This is a genomic window from Flavobacterium sp. 38 (genome assembly GCF_057799715.1).
Genome location: NZ_JBYNWZ010000004.1, coordinates 330,639 through 351,475, shown reverse-complemented (window position 1 = coordinate 351,475; position 20,837 = coordinate 330,639). Strand labels below are relative to the sequence as shown.

12 protein-coding genes are annotated in these 20,837 nt (G+C 32.0%); 8 read left to right on the top strand and 4 right to left on the bottom strand.

Annotation, left to right across the window (positions count from 1 at the left end):
• Positions 1 to 28 precede the first annotated feature (28 nt).
• Together AC3E9W_RS12845 and AC3E9W_RS12840 are read left to right on the top strand one after the other, a co-directional pair.
• A complete protein-coding gene (locus AC3E9W_RS12845; protein ID WP_488768659.1) occupies positions 29 to 2,647 on the top strand; it encodes a TonB-dependent receptor in 2,619 nt (872 codons plus the stop codon).
• 4 nt (positions 2,648 to 2,651) lie between these two features.
• Positions 2,652 to 3,494 carry a DUF4249 domain-containing protein gene (locus tag AC3E9W_RS12840; protein WP_488768658.1) on the top strand — a complete coding sequence of 281 codons (843 nt, stop codon included), beginning with the start codon at positions 2,652 to 2,654 and terminating at the stop codon, positions 3,492 to 3,494.
• Between the two features lie 43 nt (positions 3,495 to 3,537).
• Here the strand turns inward: AC3E9W_RS12840 and AC3E9W_RS12835 are convergent, their stop codons facing one another.
• Positions 3,538 to 4,077, bottom strand: coding sequence for a GNAT family N-acetyltransferase (locus tag AC3E9W_RS12835; RefSeq protein WP_488768657.1), 540 nt, complete (start codon positions 4,075 to 4,077; stop codon positions 3,538 to 3,540).
• A gap of 263 nt (positions 4,078 to 4,340) precedes the next feature.
• On the opposite strand from AC3E9W_RS12835, the gene AC3E9W_RS12830 reads away from it, so the two are divergent.
• The 6 genes from AC3E9W_RS12830 to AC3E9W_RS12805 are packed head-to-tail and all read left to right on the top strand — an operon-like array spanning position 4,341 to position 16,423.
• Positions 4,341 to 6,686 (top strand): type I restriction-modification system subunit M, encoded by a 2,346-nt coding sequence (locus AC3E9W_RS12830; RefSeq protein ID WP_488768656.1) that lies wholly within the window; start codon positions 4,341 to 4,343, stop codon positions 6,684 to 6,686.
• Positions 6,687 to 8,075, top strand: coding sequence for a PIN domain-containing protein (locus tag AC3E9W_RS12825; RefSeq protein WP_488768655.1), 1,389 nt, complete (start codon positions 6,687 to 6,689; stop codon positions 8,073 to 8,075). It abuts the gene before it with no gap.
• Between the two features lie 19 nt (positions 8,076 to 8,094).
• Positions 8,095 to 9,369, top strand: a complete 1,275-nt coding sequence (locus AC3E9W_RS12820) for a restriction endonuclease subunit S (RefSeq protein ID WP_488768653.1) — start codon at positions 8,095 to 8,097, stop codon at positions 9,367 to 9,369.
• Positions 9,370 to 9,384: 15 nt separating this feature from the next.
• A complete protein-coding gene (locus AC3E9W_RS12815; protein ID WP_488768652.1) occupies positions 9,385 to 11,211 on the top strand; it encodes a DUF262 domain-containing protein in 1,827 nt (608 codons plus the stop codon).
• On the top strand, positions 11,208 to 13,385 hold the full coding sequence (locus AC3E9W_RS12810) for a GmrSD restriction endonuclease domain-containing protein (protein ID WP_488768651.1): 2,178 nt from the start codon (positions 11,208 to 11,210) through the stop codon (positions 13,383 to 13,385). Before AC3E9W_RS12815 ends, AC3E9W_RS12810 begins: the two co-directional genes overlap by 4 nt.
• Before the next feature lie 5 nt (positions 13,386 to 13,390).
• Positions 13,391 to 16,423: a type I restriction endonuclease subunit R gene (locus AC3E9W_RS12805; RefSeq protein ID WP_488768650.1), complete on the top strand. Its 3,033-nt coding sequence runs from the start codon at positions 13,391 to 13,393 to the stop codon at positions 16,421 to 16,423.
• A 71-nt stretch (positions 16,424 to 16,494) separates the two neighbouring features.
• Here AC3E9W_RS12805 and AC3E9W_RS12800 read toward each other — a convergent pair whose 3' ends face one another.
• The 3 genes from AC3E9W_RS12800 to AC3E9W_RS12790 form a co-directional block, all read right to left on the bottom strand.
• Positions 16,495 to 16,797 (bottom strand): hypothetical protein, encoded by a 303-nt coding sequence (locus tag AC3E9W_RS12800; RefSeq protein WP_488768648.1) that lies wholly within the window; start codon positions 16,795 to 16,797, stop codon positions 16,495 to 16,497.
• 167 nt (positions 16,798 to 16,964) lie between these two features.
• Complete coding sequence (locus AC3E9W_RS12795) at positions 16,965 to 18,767, bottom strand: glycoside hydrolase family 2 protein (RefSeq protein ID WP_488768647.1); 1,803 nt, start codon at positions 18,765 to 18,767, stop codon at positions 16,965 to 16,967.
• A gap of 522 nt (positions 18,768 to 19,289) precedes the next feature.
• A complete protein-coding gene (locus AC3E9W_RS12790) occupies positions 19,290 to 20,705 on the bottom strand; it encodes a hypothetical protein (RefSeq protein WP_488768645.1) in 1,416 nt (471 codons plus the stop codon).
• Positions 20,706 to 20,837: the final 132 nt, after the last annotated feature.

Below are 20,837 nucleotides of genomic sequence, written 5' to 3'. Positions count from 1 at the left end.
TTAATAATATTCAAAAATACAAAATTTCATGAAGCATATAATTTCAGCATGCTTTTTTTTATTCAGCTTAGGTATGTCTGCTCAAGGCGTTACGGTAACTGTAGATCAAAATGTAACTTTAAAAGAATTCTTCAAACAGATTGAAAGCCAAACCGACTTTAAATTTGCTTTTACAGATCAGATCGATACCAATAAAAAGTATTTTACACAAAATAAAACTTTTAAAAATATCGAAATCAGCAAGCTTATTACCGAATTAAACCAGATTTCGTCTGTACAATTTTCTATAGTCGGCAACAATATTTTTGTGAAGCAGAAAGCTCAAACGCAAAAGCCTGCCAAAAAAAAAAGCAAGCTAAGCGGAACCGTTTATGATGATGAAAGACAGCCTGTAATTGGTGCTAATATTTACGTTAAAGAACTGGAAACTGGCGTTGTAACAGATGCAAACGGAAAATACAGTATTGAAGTTCCCAACGGAAACTATACCGTTCAGGTGAGTTATGTGGGTTTTAAGAATGAAGAAAAACGTGTTTCTGTTTCTGATGATAACAGAGTTAATTTCAACATAGATTCTGATAGCCAGCAACTGGGAGAAGTTATTGTGGTAGCTAATAAAGCGGTCGACATCAAAACAACACAAATGAGTGTGAACAGACTTTCGATGCAGGAAATCAAGAAAATTCCGGTGGCGATGGGCGAAGCCGATCCTTTAAAATCGATTTTGACTTTGCCAGGCGTTACCAATGCGGGAGAAGCTTCTTCGGGTTTTAATGTCCGCGGTGGTGCTGCAGATCAGAATTTGATTCTTTTGGATGGCGCTCCTGTTTATGCAGACTCGCACATGTTTGGTTTCTTTTCTATTTTCAATGCTGATGTAGTTAGCGGTTTAGATTTATACAAAGGTGGAATTCCGTCAAGATTTGGAGGACGTGTTTCTTCTGTTCTTGATGTTACGCAACAAACTGGAGATTTTGAAGAATATAAAGTAAATGGTGGAATCGGGATTATCTCGAGCCGACTTTTGGTTCAAGGTCCGCTGGAAAAAGAAAAAGGTTCTTTTATTCTTTCTGGACGTGCTTCTTATGCGCATTTATTTATGAAACTGGCCGACAATAATAACTCTGCCATGTTTTACGATTTGAATGCGAAATTAAATTATCGTTTTAATGCCAAAAATACATTGTCTTTTTCTGGTTATTTCGGAAATGATTTATTTGACATTAACGATCGTTTTGCGAGTACGTACGGAAGCACAATGGGAATTTTAAACTGGAAACATAAATTTTCTGATCGCTTAAACAGTAATTTATCTACTTTCTACAGTGATTACAGATTTAATCTAGAAATTCCGATTGAAAGTTTTCAATGGGACAGCAATATTCAGAGTTACGGTTTGAAATACAATTGGAATTTCCAGCAGTCGGAGAAATTTAAAATCAACTATGGTATAGATGGTTTGTATTATAATTTCAATCCTGGAGTTGTAAAGCCGACTTCTTCAGATTCGCAGTTTAATTATATGCAACTGGACAAAAAATACGCTTTAGAAGCTTCTGCTTTTGTTGATTTTGAAAATCAGATTACAGAGAAACTGAATTTCCGTTATGGACTTCGCTACAGCATGTTTTACCGTTTAGGAGATGAAGCAATCAGCACTTACGAAAATGGTCAGGCTGTAGTTTATAATCCTTTATACAATATTTACGAAGAAGGAACTCCAACAGGAAGCATCTCCTACGGAAAAGGAAAAACTATCAGCAAGTTTGACAATTTTGAGCCACGTGCCGCTTTGTCTTATGCTTTTAACGACGAAACTTCTGTAAAAGCAAGTTACAACAGAATGGCGCAGTACATTCATATTTTATCCAATACACAGTCTCCGTTGCCAATGAGTATCTGGACACCAAGCGGCCCTTTTACAAAACCTCAGCTTTTGGATCAGTATGCGATGGGTTATTTCAGAAATTTCAAAGACGGCGATTACTCTTTAGAAACCGAATTATTCTATAAAAATGTTCAAAATCGTATTGACTATATTGACGGCGCTGATGTTTTGGCTAACAACAACATTGAACAGGTTATTTTAACCGGAAAAGCCAGATCTTACGGAATGGAATTACTGTTCAGAAAAAATAGAGGCGTTTTTACCGGATGGGTTTCGTATACCTTATCTAGAGCAGAACAAAAAACACCGGGAAGAACTCCTGAAGAACCAGGAATTGCAAATGGCGACTGGTATTTATCGGGTTATGACAAAATGCATAATTTGAGCATTGTGGGAAGTTATGAACTGAATCCGAAATGGTCTTTTAATGGAAATTTCACTTTACAGTCGGGTCAGCCAGTAACGTATGCAAATGGCTATTATGAAATGGGCGGTATTCACGTTCCAAATTATTCTTTAAGAAACGAAAACAGACTGCCTCTTTTCCACCACTTGGATCTTGCGGCGACTTATACGCCAAAACCAGACAAAAAGAAAGGATGGCAAAGCTATTGGGTATTTAGTTTATACAATGTGTACAACAGAAAAAATGCGGCTTCTATGAGTTTTACAACCAATGAAGATACGGGAGCAAATGAAACCAGAAGACTTTCGATTTTCGGAATTGTTCCTGGAGTTTCTTATAATTTTAAATTTTAATGCTATGAATAAATTGAAAAAATATACGGTAATGAACAGAGCACTGGCATTAATAACTCTTCTTTTTGTTTTTTCTTTCGCTTCATGTGAAGATGTGGTAAATCTTGATTTGCCAACCGGCGAAACCAAACTGGTCATCGACGCTGAAATTATCTGGAAAAAAGGAACTGATGGGAAAGAACAAACGATAAAAATCAGTAAAACGGCTCCTTATTACAGCGGTTCTACACCAAAAGTTTCGGGTGCGCAAGTACGAATAGAAAATAGCAATGGTGATGTTTTTACTTTTAACGAAACGGAAGCCGGAGTTTACAAATGCACCAATTTTGTTCCTGTAATTGATGCCGATTATAAATTATTTGTAGATGCTGAAGGGCAAAGTTTCACGGCGACTGAAAAACTAACTTCTGTAAGTCCAATTAATAAAGTAGAACAGAAAATTGTTCCTGATTTTGATGGGAAAGATATCATCGAACTGACTTTTTATTATAACGATCCAGCAGATCAGACTAATTTTTATGTAACCGATTATCAAAGCTCATTTTTAATTTATCCAGAATACGAAATCACAAATGATGAGTTCTATAACGGAAACGAAATCAGCACGAGATTTTCTGATGAAGACAAAATGAAACCTGGAAACACCGTTACGATTACGCACAGAGGCGTTTCTAAAAATTTCTTTAATTATTGGAAATTAATTTTGGAAGCTTCAAATTCAAATCCGTTTTCTGTTCCTCCTGGAACCATTAGAGGAAACATTGTCAATAGTACTGATGCCAATAATTTTGCATTTGGTTATTTTAGACTTTGCGAAGCCGATCAGGTTGCTTATTTGGTACAATAAAAAACTGTTTTTTATAAAAAGAGAAAAGCCTTAAACATTGCGTTTAAGGCTTTTCTTTTATCCAATTTGCTTTGTCAATCTGATACACAAAATTCAATTTTGGTTTTTCTCCGAAGTAAGCTACTTCTTCTTCGGCAATTTTTTCGGCTCCCACTCTTGAGATTGCAATTTGAGATCGAATATTTTCTGAACCAATATGAAACCTAACTTTTGACACATATTCAAAAAGATAATTCAGCATCGTTTTTTTTACTCTTAGATTAAATCCCTTTCCCCAGCAGGAAACGGCATAAAAAGTATAACCAATAAAAACACAATTTTCTTCCTGATTAAAATCGTAAAATCTTGTACTCCCTATAACTTCTCCAGTTTCTTTACTTATAATTTTAAAAGCGCCATTGCTTTTGATAGCACCTTCAAAAAAATTCTCAAAAACCTCTTTCTTCCATCGGTCTTTATTTGGATGCTGTTCCCAAATTTTAGGATCAGAAGCCACTTTGTATAAAGCATCAAAATCCTTTTCTTCTAAAGGTGATAGAATACAAAGATCGTTTTCTAAAACGGGTTGTAGATTTAAGGTCATAGTCTTTTCTTTTTCGATTTTAAAATTAAGGAAAAAACATAAAAAAACCTCTAAAATCAAAAAACTGACTTTGGAGGTTTTCATTTTATAAAATCGAAAATTATTAGTGAATAAAAAAGAAAAATATGGTTATCCGTAAATTAAATTAAAATGTATAACTTAAATTTACACACAATATCATTTGGAGAAATACACTATTCAGAGTATATTCCTTAAATATAGTTACATTAAAATTTAAATTAATAGAATACCAAAATAAATTAATGAATCAATCAGTACACAACAAATTAGTTTCTTTTATATGGTCAATTGCAGACGATTGTTTGCGAGATGTATATGTACGCGGAAAATATCGTGATGTAATTTTACCAATGGTAGTTTTACGCCGTTTGGATGCACTTCTTGAACCAACAAAAGAAGCTGTTTTAGAAGAATTAACTTTCCAACGTGACGAAGCAGGTTTTACAGAGTGGGATGAGAACGGATTGCGTACCGCTTCTGGTTATGTTTTTTACAATACAAGCGAATGGACTTTGCAAAGATTGCACGGAACAGCAACAAATAGCCAACAATTATTACAAGCGAATTTTGAGGATTATTTAAATGGTTTCAGCAATAATGTTAAAGAGATTATTGAGAAATTCAAGCTAAAAAGTCAAATTCGACATATGGCAACAAAAGACGTGTTGCTTAATGTGTTAGAAAAATTTACTTCTCCAGATATTAATTTAACTCCTTTTGAGAAAAACGACAGTAATGGTCGTAAACTTCCTGCTTTATCAAATTTAGGAATGGGTTATGTTTTTGAAGAATTAATTCGAAAATTTAATGAAGAAAATAATGAAGAAGCTGGAGAACACTTTACTCCACGTGAGGTAATTGACTTAATGACACATATTATTTTTGACCCAATCAAGAATAATTTGCCTCCAGTTATGACCATTTATGATCCTGCTTGCGGAAGCGGTGGAATGCTGACTGAATCTCAAAACTTCATAAAAGATGAAGATGGAGAAATTCGTGCAAAGGGTGATGTCTATTTGTATGGAAAAGAAATCAACGACGAAACCTATGCTATCTGTAAATCCGATATGATGATTAAAGGGAATAATCCTGAAAACATTCGTGTTGGCTCTACATTGTCTACAGATGAGTTTGCAGGAACCACTTTCGATTTTATGTTATCCAATCCGCCTTACGGAAAATCATGGGCCAGTGAACAAAAATATATTAAGGACGGAAAAGATGTAATTGATTCCCGTTTTCAAATAAAACTAAAAAACTATTGGGGAATCGAAGAAGATGTTGACGCTATACCACGTTCATCAGATGGACAATTGTTATTTTTGATGGAGATGGTCAGCAAAATGAAACCACTTTCACATAGTAAAACAGGAACACGAATCGCTTCTATACATAACGGAAGTAGTTTATTTACCGGAGACGCAGGAGGTGGCGAGAGCAATATTCGTCGTTATATTGTTGAAAACGACTGGCTCGAAGCCATTGTACAATTGCCAAATAACCTATTTTACAATACAGGAATTACAACTTATATCTGGATTTTAAGCAACAACAAAACCGAAAAAAGAAAAGGTAAAGTACAGCTGATAGATACAGGACAATTGTATCGTAAACTTCGCAAGAACTTAGGAAATAAAAATTGTGAGTTTGCACCTGAACATATCACAGAAATAGTAAAAACGTACAATGATCTGGAAGCTATTGAACGTAAAAAAGATAATGGAATTGCTTCAAAAGTATTCGATAACCATGATTTTGGTTATCACAAAGTAACAATCGAAAGACCAAAACGTTTAAAAGCTCAATTTACTAAAGAGCGAATTGAAGAGTTACGCTATGACAAATCGCTAAAAGAAGCGATGGAATATGCGTATAAAACCTATGGCGAAGAAGTTTATACCGATATTGCAAAACACAAAAAAGAGATTCTACATTGGGCAGAAAAGCAAGAACTTAATTTAAACAATAAGCAAGAAATAGCCTTAACAAGCAAAGCTTTGTGGGAAAAACAAAAGTTTTTATTGGATAATGGTTTACAATTACTCCAAAAAATCGGAATAAAAGAATTTAATGATTTTAACGAATTTCGGGTACAAGTTGATGAGGTAATCAAATCTGAAAAACTAAAACTTTCTGCTTCTGAAAAAAATGCCATTCTTAATGCTGTTAGTTGGTATGATGAGCAAGCTGAAAAAGTAATAAAAGGAACCGTAAAACTGAGTGGCGAGAAGTTAGAAAAGGTTTTATATCATTTAGATTGCTCAGAAAATGAATTACCAAATTACGGCTATTTTGCAACAGCAAAAAAAGGAGAATATTTAACTTATGAAACCGAAAGCGACTTACGTGATTTTGAAAATGTACCACTCAAAGAAAATATTTACACCTATTTTTTACGTGAAGTAAAACCACATGTAGAAGAAGCATGGATAAATCTTGATAATACTAAAATAGGTTACGAAATAAGTTTTAATAAATATTTCTATCAACACAAACCTTTAAGATCACTAGATATTATACGTGCTGAAATTTTAGAATTAGAAAAGGAATCTGATGGCTTAATTCAAAGCATAATAGAAATTTAAATGAACTATGTTTTTTTAGATACATGTACGTGGATAAATTTTGCTACTGGAAAAGATGCAAACTCTATTTTTGATTACACAGATGCAAATTTTAGATTACTAGACGACTTATTTGAATTAAAAAAGTCAAAAAAAATAATATTTCTCAAAAATGAAATTATAGATATCGAATTCAAAAGTGCATCTGTTGATGCATTAATAGAGAATTACGATAAAAACATAATTTCACAGCTAAAAAATAATTTAAGCTTTAAAATAATACCGCATTGTGATGACAATAGAATTCGAAACATTTTAAATCAAGCATTTATGAGCTTGGAAGAAATATTGGAACCATTTAAAAATTTAAGTATAGAATTCAATAAAAATGTATGGTCTCTATATAATGATGCTATCCAAATTAATGTTTCAGAACAATTAAAACAAAAGGCACTTATGTATTCAATAAATAGAAATCATTTATTTTTTGAAAACAATAAAAATAATATAAATGATTTTTTGATTTTGTATTCTATCCAAGAATGGATTGAATCTAAAAAAGAATTAAAAAACCTTGATGAGACAAATCAAGATCATGGAATATATTTTGTCACACGAAATACAAAAGATTTTGGTATTGATACAAAGGGTAATTTTATAGGTGATGTTAATATTTCTCAATTAATAAAACCTATTCATAATCTTAATGAATTAATAACTAATATAAAAAACAAGCAAAATAATAAAGAGGATTTTCTTTTATATAATAGTTATCAAAACAAGATTGAATCTCCATTAGAATTAATTATTGAGAAGTTAAATTATTTGATAAAACTTAAGAAGGAGTTTTTTCTATCTTTTTTAAATAATGAATTTACCAGTATTGTTGCAACAAATAGAATAAAGAATATTGGTCAAGTTTTAACTTCGAAACATGAAATATTAAAGGAAGGAAACTTTCCAACGATTCGATCTCAAAATATTGTTAATGGTAAATTAGTACATGATGAGCTATTAATGATTGCAAAAAATCACAATAGCACAATTACTAAAAAAGGAGATATACTAATGTGTGCATATGGAAAAAAGGTTGGAGAGCATTGCATAAACACTTTAGAATATGAAGCATACGTACATAAAAGTATTATTGTAATTAGATTAGATAGCTATCAAATTGATGCAAAATATTTTGACTATTTTTTAAGACAATATAGTATCAATAAAATTATATTTTTAAATGAACCATCATATATGACTCGCATAAATATGGTCGACCTTAAAAACGTTCCCATTAACTTACCATCTTTAGAAAAACAAAGAAATTTAGTCAAATTATTTGAAGAAAAAGAACAGGAAATCGAAAGAGATATTTTAGCAATAAAACGTAAAATTAAACTTTTGATAATATAATATCAACGAATACTTATAAATGAAAAAATACGAAAAATACATAAATTCTAAAGTTGAATGGATAGGACAAATTCCTAGTCATTGGAAAACTATTAGAATAAAAAATTTGTTTAAGGAAGTAAATGAGCGAAGTTTTGATGGCTCTGAAGACTTATTATCAGTTTCGCAATATGCTGGTGTCACTAATAAAAGTGAAAAACTTGAAGAGGGTGGAATGCTTACAAATGCATCGACACTTGAAGGATATAAAAAAGTTAGAAAAAATGATTTAGTTAGTAATATTATGTTAGCTTGGAATGGAAGTTTAGGATTCTCTCCTTTCAACGGAATTACAAGTCCAGCATATTCAATTTACAGATTAAAAACCAATGATATTAATAGATATTTTCATTACCTACTAAGAACCGAATTATATAAATCAGAATTCAAAAGAAACTCGTCGGGTGTAATTGAAAGCCGTTTACGATTGTACACTGATGATTTTTTTAGAATTGAATCCATTCTTCCGCCTGTCGAAGAACAAATTGCAATAGCCAATTTCCTTGACGACAAAACTGCCAAAATAGAACAAGCTATTAATCTTAAACAAAAACAGATAGAGCTGCTTAAGGAACGTAGACAAATACTTATTCATAAAGCTGTTACCAGAGGTTTGAATGATGCTGTAAAGTTGAAAGATAGTGGTGTGGAATGGATTGGGGAGATTCCTGAGCATTGGGAGGTAAAGAAATTAAAATTTGTAGTTGAAATTTTAAAAAGAATTATTGGTTTTGAAGGTCCTGATGTCTTATCCATTACGCAACAGGGGATTAAAATTAAGAACATATCAAATGGTGAAGGTCAACTTGCTATGAATTATTCTAAATATCAGATAATTAACAAAGGGGAATTTGCTATGAATCATATGGATTTACTCACAGGTTATGTTGATATATCAAAATTTGATGGGGTAATAAGTCCTGATTATAGAGTGTTTAAATCTAAATACTCAAAAATGATTGACCTTTTCTTACTGATTATTTTTCAGGTTGGATATAAAAGTAAAATATTCTACAGATTTGGTCAAGGAGTTTCTCAATTAGGCAGATGGAGATTTCCTGCTGAAAATTTTAATAATTTTTCAATACCTATTCCTCCCAAAGAAGAACAGGTTGAAATTGCAAATTATATAAAAAATGCTACAATTAAAATTGAAACCGCAATTTCCTTAAAAGAGAAAGAAATAAAGAAGCTGAAGGAGTATAAAATGAGTTTGATAGATGGAGTTGTAACTGGGAAGGTAAAGGTTTGTTAAAAAGAAAATATATAAATGGCTGAAAAGAAACTACTATATAGCGTAAAAGAGATTTTTGATTCAAATGAATTTCTTTCACATCATCAGATTGAATATTTTAATATTCCACATTATCAGAGGGGATACAAATGGGAACCAAATAATGTTGAAAAGTTATTGAACGACATCTATACAAGTAGATTAAAAGACGATGTTTTTTACTGTATTCAAAACATTACAATCACTAAAAGAGATAATATTTACAATGTTATAGATGGTCAACAAAGGTTAACGACTTTAACTATCATATTATCTTATTTAGGAGAAAAAGAATTGGTTTATAACAAAGTTAGATTTCCTGAAAATAGCATAAGAGAATTTACAAATAAAGCCCTAAATAATTGGATTACAAATCACGATTTCGATTTTTATTCAGAGTTTAAAAGCTGGAATGATATTGTTGCAACATATCCTGATTATGACTTGCAGGATATCTATCATATCGTGCAAGTTGCTTTAACAGTAAAAAAGTGGTTTGAAAAATTAAGAGAAAAAGAAGGTGAAAGTTATGTTGAACGTTTTAAAGAGAAGCTTTTACATAATGTAAAACTTATTGTTAATGAGGTTGAAGGAAGCCAATCTGAAGAGAAAATATTTGGGAATCTTAACTCAAAAAGAATTCCGTTAGATGGGTCGGACCTTATTCGTGCCATACTTATAACTAGGGTAGCTAAAGAAGAAGCAAAAGATGAAGGGGATTTAAAAAATATCATTTTTGTTAATGAGAGAAGAATAAAATTAGGATGGGAATTAGACCAAATCAATGCGTGGTGGAGTAAAAATGAAGTGAAGACTTATTTTAAAAGATTGGTAAACATTAAATCTGAAAATATTGGAAAGAACAAATTGTTCAATGATGATTTTTACCCCATTAATTATTTGTATTTGCTATTCGCAGAGTCGAATAATAAAGATGTACTTTCTTTAGAATTAATTGAAGAAAGTTCAAGTGAAGCTACAGCATTATATAAAGATATAATTAATTTACATCATACGCTATATGATTGGTTCCATGATAGAGAAATTTACCATTTATTAGGATATATTTTCGCAAATCAACCCACTCGTAAAGGCATTGATTTTTATAAAGTTTGGAAACTTTGGAAAAAATATTCAACAAGACAAGTTTTTGTGAAAGTGTTAAAAGATCAGATAAAATCTTACTTTACAGAAGGGGATAAAATTGTAGATTTTACAAATCTTCACGTTAATTGGTATGAAGACAATACAGAGTTATTAATTAGAACTTTATTATTAATGGATATAATTGAATGTTTAAAAGATAATAAATCATTCCTTCCTCCAGTATACTTTAAAAAGAACCTTGAAGACATTGAACATATTTTTCCTAAAAACCCTAAAGATAAATCGAATACTGAAATCGTAAAGTATGTAAAACTACTAATTAAAATAGGAGAGCTTGAAGAAAAGGATGTAGATTTTCTCAAATTAGAATCTAACTTAAACGACGAGGAATATAAAGTTGAGTTTTTAGTTTTTTTAGCAGACAAAACTTCAGAAATAAAGGAAAATTCTATTGGTAATTTAGTGTTATTACATCGTACACTTAATAGAGGTCTAGGGAATAAAGTTTATGAGCAGAAACGAAGTAAGATTATTTCTTTTCATAACGAAGGGAATTTTATACAACCACATACTTTCAAGGTATTTGTTAGAGATTTTCTAAACGATACACAAAAAGATAGCTACACAGATAATGAGTTTTGGTTACAAAATGATATAGTGAATAATGCTAGTTACGTAAATCAACAAATCAATCATTTTTTTACTTATAAGTCATGAGCGAAAATGCATTACAAGAAGTTTCAGTAGAAGAAATACTTCATCATTATAATCTAATAGTACCCGAAATACAACGTGAGTATGTTTGGGGATACAATACACATAATATTATAGATATTTTTTTAAACGATCTTATAGAAGGAAGGTCTACAAAAGATAGTACAATACAATCAGAAAGGCAGAATTTACAAAAATTGATAGATTCTCCTACCTTACCTGAAGAAGCAAAAGCTACTTTGAGAGCTGCTTTACAGCAAATGAATGATGCTTCTATAGTAATGAATATTGGATTTCTATATTCTTACCGTCCAGGTTATAATTCTGCATCAAAGGATAGAGATTTGTATTTAATTGATGGTCAACAACGTTTTACTACTATATTTTTATTACTTTTTTACTTTGCCATAAAAGAAAGTAGAGAAAGTGATTTTATGAATCTATTTAAAATTAATATTTCTAATGGTTCATTGGGCTTCGATTACAGAGTTAGGAATTTGACACATCATTTTTTTGTTGAATTATTTACAAATACAAAATCAATTGAAGATTTATTAGATGTTCAAAGTAAAACATGGTTTCTAAATAACTTTTCGCTGGATGTAACTATTCGATCAATTGTCGGTGATGAAGATAGAGATAGTATTTTCCAGAAATTTGATGAAAAATTTAAAAGTTCGACGGATAAATACTTTGATTATATTAAGTCGAAAATTAAATTTTGGCACTTTAAAACGGAGGAAACCTCACAGGGTGAAGAACTATATATTACAATGAATTCTAGGGGACAACAATTAGCCGATAATGAGTCGATTAGAGCTAAACTGTTTGATTCTGATATAGTGAGGAATAATCCATTAGTATGGAGTGAAAAATGGGAAAAATGGCAAGATTTCTTTTGGAAAAACCGATTGAAATTAAGAGGTTTCAGCGCAGATGAAGGGTTCAATGAATTTTTACGTTGGTCGCAATTATTAAAGATGATTGAATTTCAATCGTTAAATAATAATGATGATGCCTTCGAAAAGAAAATTCATTTTTTACAAAGTGATAAAAAAGACATTGATACAACCTATTTAGAGCTTAATGAACTTAGTGGTTATTTTGAATCATTGACTTATATAAATAACTTTTTCACTGAAAATCATTTAATAGATTTATTAAAACCATTTAAAAAATTTAAAATTGAATTTAATTTCTCTGAATTTGTTAATGGAAGTTTTCTAAATCAAAATCAGCTTTTTATTTTATTGCCATTGTTAGCTTATTGTAAAAAACATATTGAATCTAACACTCCAATTGACGATTTTGGTTTTTTAAGAGTTTTTCAGTTTGTTTCTAATTTGTCCAATGATAGCAATGTTAAAAAATCCGTTCGCGATCTAATATCTAATATCGTTCAACATATTAATATGCTTGAAATAGGAGAAGATGTTACGGCTCTATTAGTAAAGAAGGATATATCTAAAACAATTTTAAACGAGGAACAGAGAACTAAATTAATTATTTATAATAATTATACTGATAACAGATTAAGAATTGAAGACGCATTTTGGTCTTGTGCAATGCTTAAGTATAATGATGGTGAAATTTTACATTTAATAAAATTATCCCTAGAAATTGAACCTGATTTTAACATTGAGGTTTTCGAAAATATAGTTGAAGCTTATTCTTTATATTTAAAATATGAGCATATTTTAAAGGGAGAATTAATACCTACTAATGCATATTTTCGAGATAATGAAAAAGTTATTCGCAAAAGCGATTTTTATAAACAATCAGGTTTCTTAGAATTAATTAAAAAATTATATCTGTTTTCTAATCCTGATATAGATTCATTTATTCAAACTAATCAAAAAAGCTGGTTTATCTATAAGTATGAAAATGAAAGTGCTCTACTTGATGAATTGAGTCCCCAAAATCAACTGTATATAATTTACATATTGAAATATAACCAATTATTAAGACTGTCTAAACGCTTTTGGGAGGATGGAAGATTTAATTTCGGAGTTTGGAGTTCGTACAGCAATCGTAAAACTATTTTTAACAATAAAGTTATTTATCAATTGATCAAATCTAAATTTGTCGAAAATAGTGAATATATATTTGACTTTCATTCAAAAAAAACAAATTTAAAAGACGTATTTGCAGCTTTAGAAAACTGGTCTAAAAATTAGAAAATATGCCAAGCCAAACTAACGAACAAGCTTTAGAAGCTACTATCGAAAAACAACTTACAGGTTCTTGTTTAGAAGATATAAAACAAGAAGGAAATATTCAAGAACAAAAAGAATTGTATCGTTCAGGCAACGGCTATTATATTGGTTATGCTTCAGATTTCAATACAAAATATTCTATTGATGAAGTTCGTTTTTGGGATTTTCTGGAAACTACACAACCTGATGAACTTGCTAAATTGCAAAAACAAAATGACTGGAAACTCAAAATCCTGGAACGGTTTGATCGTTTGGTAAAAAAATATGGAATTTTACGGTTGCTTCGTAAAGGCCTGGAAGTAGATGATGCACATTTTACCTTATTATATGTTTTGCCATTAGCAAGTAGCAGTAATGCTGCAAAAGCTAATTTCGAAAATAATCAGTTTAGTGTAACCCGTCAAATTCGATATTCTTTGTTGAATCAGAGAGAAGAAATAGACATGGTGGTTTTTGTAAATGGTATTCCTCTTGCTACAATGGAACTCAAAAACCATTGGACAGGACAAAATGCAAAAGTCCACGGACAAAACCAATACAAAACTAAAAGAGATATTACACAGCCTTTATTAAATTTTGGTCGTTGTATTGTGCATTTTGCGGTAGATACAGACGAAGTTTATATGACTACAAAACTGGATGGTGCAAACACTTTCTTTCTACCTTTCAATTTAGGGCATAATTACGGAAAAGGAAATCCTCCTAATCCATTTGGACATAAAACATCTTATCTCTGGGACGAAGTTTTAACACGCGAAAGTTTAGCTAATATCATACAGCATTTTGTACGTTTTGATGGAAAAGAAACAGATGCTTTAAATAAAAGGAGTTTATTTTTTCCTCGTTATCACCAAATGAATGTAGTGCGCAAACTAATAGCCGACGCGAGTAAAAATGGTGTAGGACAAACATACTTAATTCAACATTCAGCTGGTTCCGGAAAATCAAATTCCATTACATGGGCTGCATATCAATTAATAGAAACCTATCCCGAAAGTGAAACTACTACGGGAAGTAGAGGAATAACGAATCCGCTTTTTGATTCTGTAATTGTAGTTACAGACAGACGATTATTGGATAAACAACTGCGTGAAAATATTAAAGAATTCTCTGAAGTAAAAAATATTGTCGCTCCAGCCTATTCATCCAAAGAGTTAAAAGAAAATTTGGAAAGTGGTAAGAGAATCATTATAACTACTATTCAGAAATTTCCATTTATTGTTGATGGAATTTCAGATTTAAGCGATAAACGTTTTGCTGTAATTATTGATGAAGCTCATAGTAGTCAAAGTGGTTCTGCAGCTGACAATATGAATCGTGCTATGGGAAGCAATAATAGCGAGGAAGAAGGTGAAGATCCACAAGACAAGATTTTAGAAATTATGAATTCTCGCAAAATGAGTAAAAACGCTTCGTATCTTGCCTTTACCGCTACACCAAAATCGAACACACTTGAAAAATTTGGAGAAAAACAAGAAGATGGAAAATTTAAACCATTTCATTTGTACTCAATGAAGCAAGCAATTGAAGAAGGTTTTATTTTAGACGTTTTAGCAAATTATACCACTTATAAAAGCTATTATGAAATTGAAAAGTCAATAGAGGATAATCCTTTATTTGACACTAAAAAAGCGCAAAAAAAATTGAGAGCTTTTGTAGAACAAGATAAACAAACAATTGCCATAAAAGCTGATATTATTCTGGATCATTTTATTAGTAAGATTGTCAATACTAAAAAGTTAAAAGGGAAAGCAAAAGCGATGGTTGCTACACAAAGTATTGAATCAGCGATAAAATACTTTTTTGCCCTTAAAAAAATATTAAAGGAAAAGGGAGAGCCATTTAAAGCTGTTATTGCTTTCTCAGGTAAAAAAACTATAGATGGAATAGAATATACTGAAGACAGTATTAATGGTTTTGCAGAAAAAGATACACGAGATAAATTTGATACTGACGAATACAAAATTTTAGTAGTAGCAAATAAATACCTTACAGGATTTGATCAACCAAAACTAACTGCTATGTATGTTGACAAAAAGCTTCAAGGAGTCCTAGCAGTTCAGGCATTATCTAGACTTAACAGATCTGCAAATAAATTAGGAAAGAAAACTGAAGATTTGTTTGTTTTAGATTTTTTCAATTCTACTGAAGAAATAAAAAAAGCATTTGATCCTTTTTACACCGCAACATCGTTAAACAAAGCTACAGATGTAAATGTTTTACATGAAATCAAAGCTGTTCTAGATAACATCGGTGTCTATGAATGGTCAGAAGTTGAAGATTTTATAGATAAATATTTCAAAAAAGTTGATGCTCAATTTTTAAGTCCTATTATTGATGTCTGTGCTAATCGATTTAATAACGATCTGGAATTAGAAGAAAGTGAAAAAGCTGATTTTAAAATTAAAGCAAAACAATTTGTAAAGATTTATGGTCAGATGGCTTCTATATTACCTTATGAGGTTGTCAATTGGGAAAAGTTGTTTTGGTTTTTGAAATTTTTAATTCCTAAATTAATTATTGTTGATAGTTCGATAGATGCCTTAGATGAATTATTAAATTCAGTCGATTTGTCAACTTATGGTTTAGAAAGAGTAAAATTAAATTCTGCTATTGGTTTAGATGATTCTGAAAGTGAGTTGGACCCGCAAAATCCTAATCCTCGTGGAGCTCATGGAACAGATAAAGATGAAGATCCTTTAGATTTAATCATAAATAGTTTTAATGAACGCTGGTATCAAGGGTGGGATGCCACTCCAGAAGATCAAAGAGTAAAATTTGTAAGTCTTGCTAAAAGTATGCAGGCTCATCCTGATTTTGCAGAAAAATATTCCGAAAATACAGATACTCAAAATAGAGAAATAGCATTCAAAAAAATATTTGATGATATTATGTCAAAAGAACGGAAAAAGGAACTTGATTTGTATAAAAAACTTACACAAGATGATGCTTTTAGGATTGCGATGCAGGATACTTTGAAAAGAATTCTTAGCGTTTAATTTGACTATTTTAGTTTAAGTAGAGAAAAGAATCTCTACTTAAACTAAAGTATATTATACACAAAATTTACTCATACGCTTTCTACCCCAACCCTAAACAACTCATCCAACAACTCCATTTCATCATTAGGCAAAAGTTGCAAAGCCATTTCAACCAAAACCATAGCATCAGAGAAAGGTTTTGTAGAATCTTCGCTTTGGAGCATAGTAACACTTGCCTTTAATAAAGATGAAATCATAATTTGTAATTCACTATAACCAGAAATTTTAAGCGTTGCAGAAAACGAATCTTTACGAGGCTCTAAGGTTTTAAAATAATTTACCCTTTTCATTATTTCTAATAATTCCGTTACGGCTTTTTGTTGTGTTTCCATAATTCTAATTGACGTTTTTTTGATAAGTCAAATTTGAATTATTATTTTAGAATAAAGGTTATCACACATGATAACCGCTCAAAAAAGTGAAAACAAATTCAATAAAAACAAAAAACCTCCAAAAACAAAAACTTGACTCTGAAGGTTTTTCACATTATCTAAAACTCTTATTTATATTCTTCTTCTTTCTGCTTATACCAATCCTTCATGACATAAAAAGCTTTCTTTTTAATTCCCTGATCGGAGATTAAACCTTTACGGTTAAAGAAATCCTGAATATCTGGAAGCTGTCTTCTTGGTGATCTAAAATCGACTAAAATCCACGGAGAAACTCCGGCTAAACCTTCAATTCTATTGAACATTTGTGTGTTTTGAATGTATAATTCTTCCTGATATTCTTCGTTCCAGCGTTCTTTTTTATCGCCGTGACGACCTTGTAAAGCCTCGCCTCCAAACTCACTGATGATAACCGGTTTGTTGTACGGAATCACCCATTGCATGTCTTTACACGATTCGTTAGTTCCTCTGTACCAGCCCAAATATTGGTTGAAACTTACAATATCTACAAATTCGTTCATATTATCATGAAGTGTATTCACATTGTTCGGACTTTTGGTTACTTCCATCGCCATACTAATCAAACGGGTATTGTCCTGTGTACGCGCATATTTTGCCAGTTTGCTTAAGAAAATATCTCTTTCATCACTATGAGGCGTTTCGTTGGCAATTGACCAGATTACAATTCCGCAACGGTTTTTATCTCTGTAAATCATATCGTGCAATTGGCGTTCTGCGTTGGCATACGTATCTGGATTGGTCCAAGAAATCGTCCAATAAACTGGAACTTCAGACCAGATCATGATTCCCATTTTTTCAGCTTCTTTTACCATGTTTTCGTTGTGTGGATAATGCGCCAGACGAACATAATTGCAGCCTAATTCTTTCGCCCAGTTCAATAAGGTTTTAGCATCATCTTCAGACCATGCTCTTCCCGATCTGAAAGGCGCTTCTTCGTGAATACTGATCCCGCGTAAAAAGACTTTTTTCCCGTTTAGCAGAATTTCTTTGCCTTTGGTTTCGATAGTTCTAAAACCAATTTGATCGGCAATATTTTCATCTTCTTTGCTGATTGTTACGTCGTATAATTTTGGTTTTTCAGGCGTCCATAAAACGGGATTGGCTTTGATTTCGAAATACGCCATTCCTTTAGCATCGGTCGTAACGTTCTTTTTTATTTTCAATTCTGGAATCGAAACCGAAACGGATTGATTGGCGGTTTCGCTGTTCAGTTTTATAAAACCTGTAATTTTTCCTTTTTCTTTTTTATCCAATTGAACCAGATAATCTTCGATATACGTATTGGGTACCGAAGCCAGCGTTACGTCTCTTGTGATGCCACCGTAATTCCACCAATCCATATTTACCGTTGGCACATTGTCTTTGTGGCGTTTGTTATCGACTTTTACTACAACGAAATTATTTCCGTCAACCAATAAATCGGTTACATCAAAATTAAAAGGGGTATAACCGCCAACGTGTGTTCCTGCCATTTTTCCGTTCACATAAACTTTCGCGTCGTAATTGACTGCTCCAAAATGCAGAATCCCTTTGGTTTTAGAATCTTTTTTATAATTAAAGTCTTTCTGAAACCAAACTGTTCCTTCGTAAAAAAACAATCTTTCGTCCTTCGAATTCCAGTCAGACGGAATGTCCATTGTGGCAGAAGTCGCGAAATTATATTCGGTTAAATCGGTGGTATTCCATTTTTTATTTTCGAAAAATCCGTTGTTTTTGAAAGGCATTAAACGATAATCATAATAGCCGTTTTCAAGCGGATCTACGATATAACTCCATTTTCCGTTTAAGGTAATATTGTTCCTCGATGAAATGTTGGAAACTAACGGAATTTCCTGTGCCATTGCTTTTCCCATCATTAGAAAAGTACAGCACAGCATTACAATTTTTTTCATAGTTTTTATTTTTAATTATACGGCATAATTCGTTTTAACACATAGAATCATAGGATTAGCTTTGTGTATAAAGGCGTTTCACTTGCATCAATGCACATAGCTGAATTTTATCTCATTTTTTAACCTCTTTAATCTCCAAAATCTGCGAGAAAAAATTATTCGCCCGCAGATTTGGCAGATTGTGCAGATTTTTTTTAACACATAGAATCATAGGATTAGCTTTGTGTATAAAGGTGTTTCACTTGCATCAATGCACATAGCTGCATTTTATCTCATTTTTTAATCTCCTTAATCTGCAAAATCTGCGAGAAAAAATTATTCGCCCGCAGATTTGGCAGATTGTGCAGATTTTTTTTAACACATAGAATCATAGGATTACCTTTGTGTATAAAGGTGTTTCACTTGCATCAATGCACATAGCTGAATTTTATCTCATTTTTTAATCTCTTTAATCTCCAAAATCTGCGAGAAAAATTATTCGCCCGCAGATTTGGCAAATTTTTAATTTTTAATTTTTAATTTTTAATTCGTTTTATCAAAATAACGCGCCAGCTCGTAGGCATTGTCGTTGATGATCTTCATTTCTTTTAATAGAGGCTGATATGGTTCGAAATTGCTGTTTACAATTCCTTTATTAGAATCCCTGTTCGAATAATCGGTGCTTAAATCTGCTGGATCGTTGTCCATATATTTGAACCAGTGCCAGCCGACTGAGTTTTTATTTTTTAATAATTCCAAAGTGAAATTCTGATAAAAAAGTCCGCGTTCTTTCTGCGTTCGCACCAGCCAGCCAGCGCCTGTATTATTTGGCAGTCCTGAATCTTCACCTTTGGTGTACCATTCTGTAATCAAAAACGGTTTTCCCGACCATTCTCCCCAGCTGTTCATCAGTTCCTGACTTGGCTCCCATTTTCTGTAATGGTTTATCGAAATAATATCCATATACTTTCCAGCCACTTTAAAAATCTCCGGATTCGTCAATTCCTGCTCTTTATCCTGATTGAAACGGCACCCTAAATACATGTGGTTCGGGTCTGCTTTTCTCAATGCTTCGGTAACTTTTTTCATGTACGTTTCAAAATAAAAAGCGGTAAATGCCATTCGGTCTTCTTGAGTAATGTCTGTTATGGAAGCATTAAACCCCTTTCTCTTGTCTAACCATTCTTTTGCCGCCAAATATCCTTGCTCGTCTTTGGCCAATAAAGTTAAATGTTTATCTAATGCGTCGTTATACCACGGAAGCTCATTATCAGTAAAATAACCCATCAAATACTTATCATTTTTGTATTGAGAAACTTCTTTCATGGCTTTTTCAATGTAAGAATCAAATTCTTTATCAAAAACCATCACCAGATCAAAACGGTAATTCTGCCAGCTTGCTTCTTTGTATTTTCCGCCGTATTTTTTAATATGATCCGAATGATACATTCCCATTGGCGAAATAATCACGGTATAAACCAACGGATTTTCGGCATTTCGAACCAAATCAACATTCGACCACGCGCCTACGCCATTGAATCCGTTATCGCGAAGTAATTTGGATTCTTGTTTTACCCAATTTTCTTTGCTTCCGTATTTGGCATCAAATGCTTTTTGCTGATTGACAGAACGTCCTGGATTAAAAACGGCAACACCTTTAAAAATATACGGATAACCTTCGGGATCAATAATCCACCATCTGTTGTCTACTTTTTGTGTTCTAAAAAAACCGGTTGCTTCTTTCTGCCACATTTTGGAAGCGCCGTAAATCGAACCCGGCGATTCCTTTTTTTGGATTTTAAATCCCGGCAGTTTATCAATTGTTTTAGCATCATACGCCACCCATTTCGGGTCTAAGGCATTTTGTCTGGCTTCGACTTTTTGATAGGCAATTTTAGTTTGGGCTTGTATTGAAGTCAGGCTTATAATGGAGAGCAAGACATAAATAGAATGTTTCATTTAATTCATTTTAATTATTTTTTGAGAAAATTTGGGGCGTTTTTTTTTTAAAACACATAGAGACATAGTTTTTGTTTGCACTTAGAAGGCGTTTCACTTGCATGAATTCACATAGTAACTTGTGTGATTCTT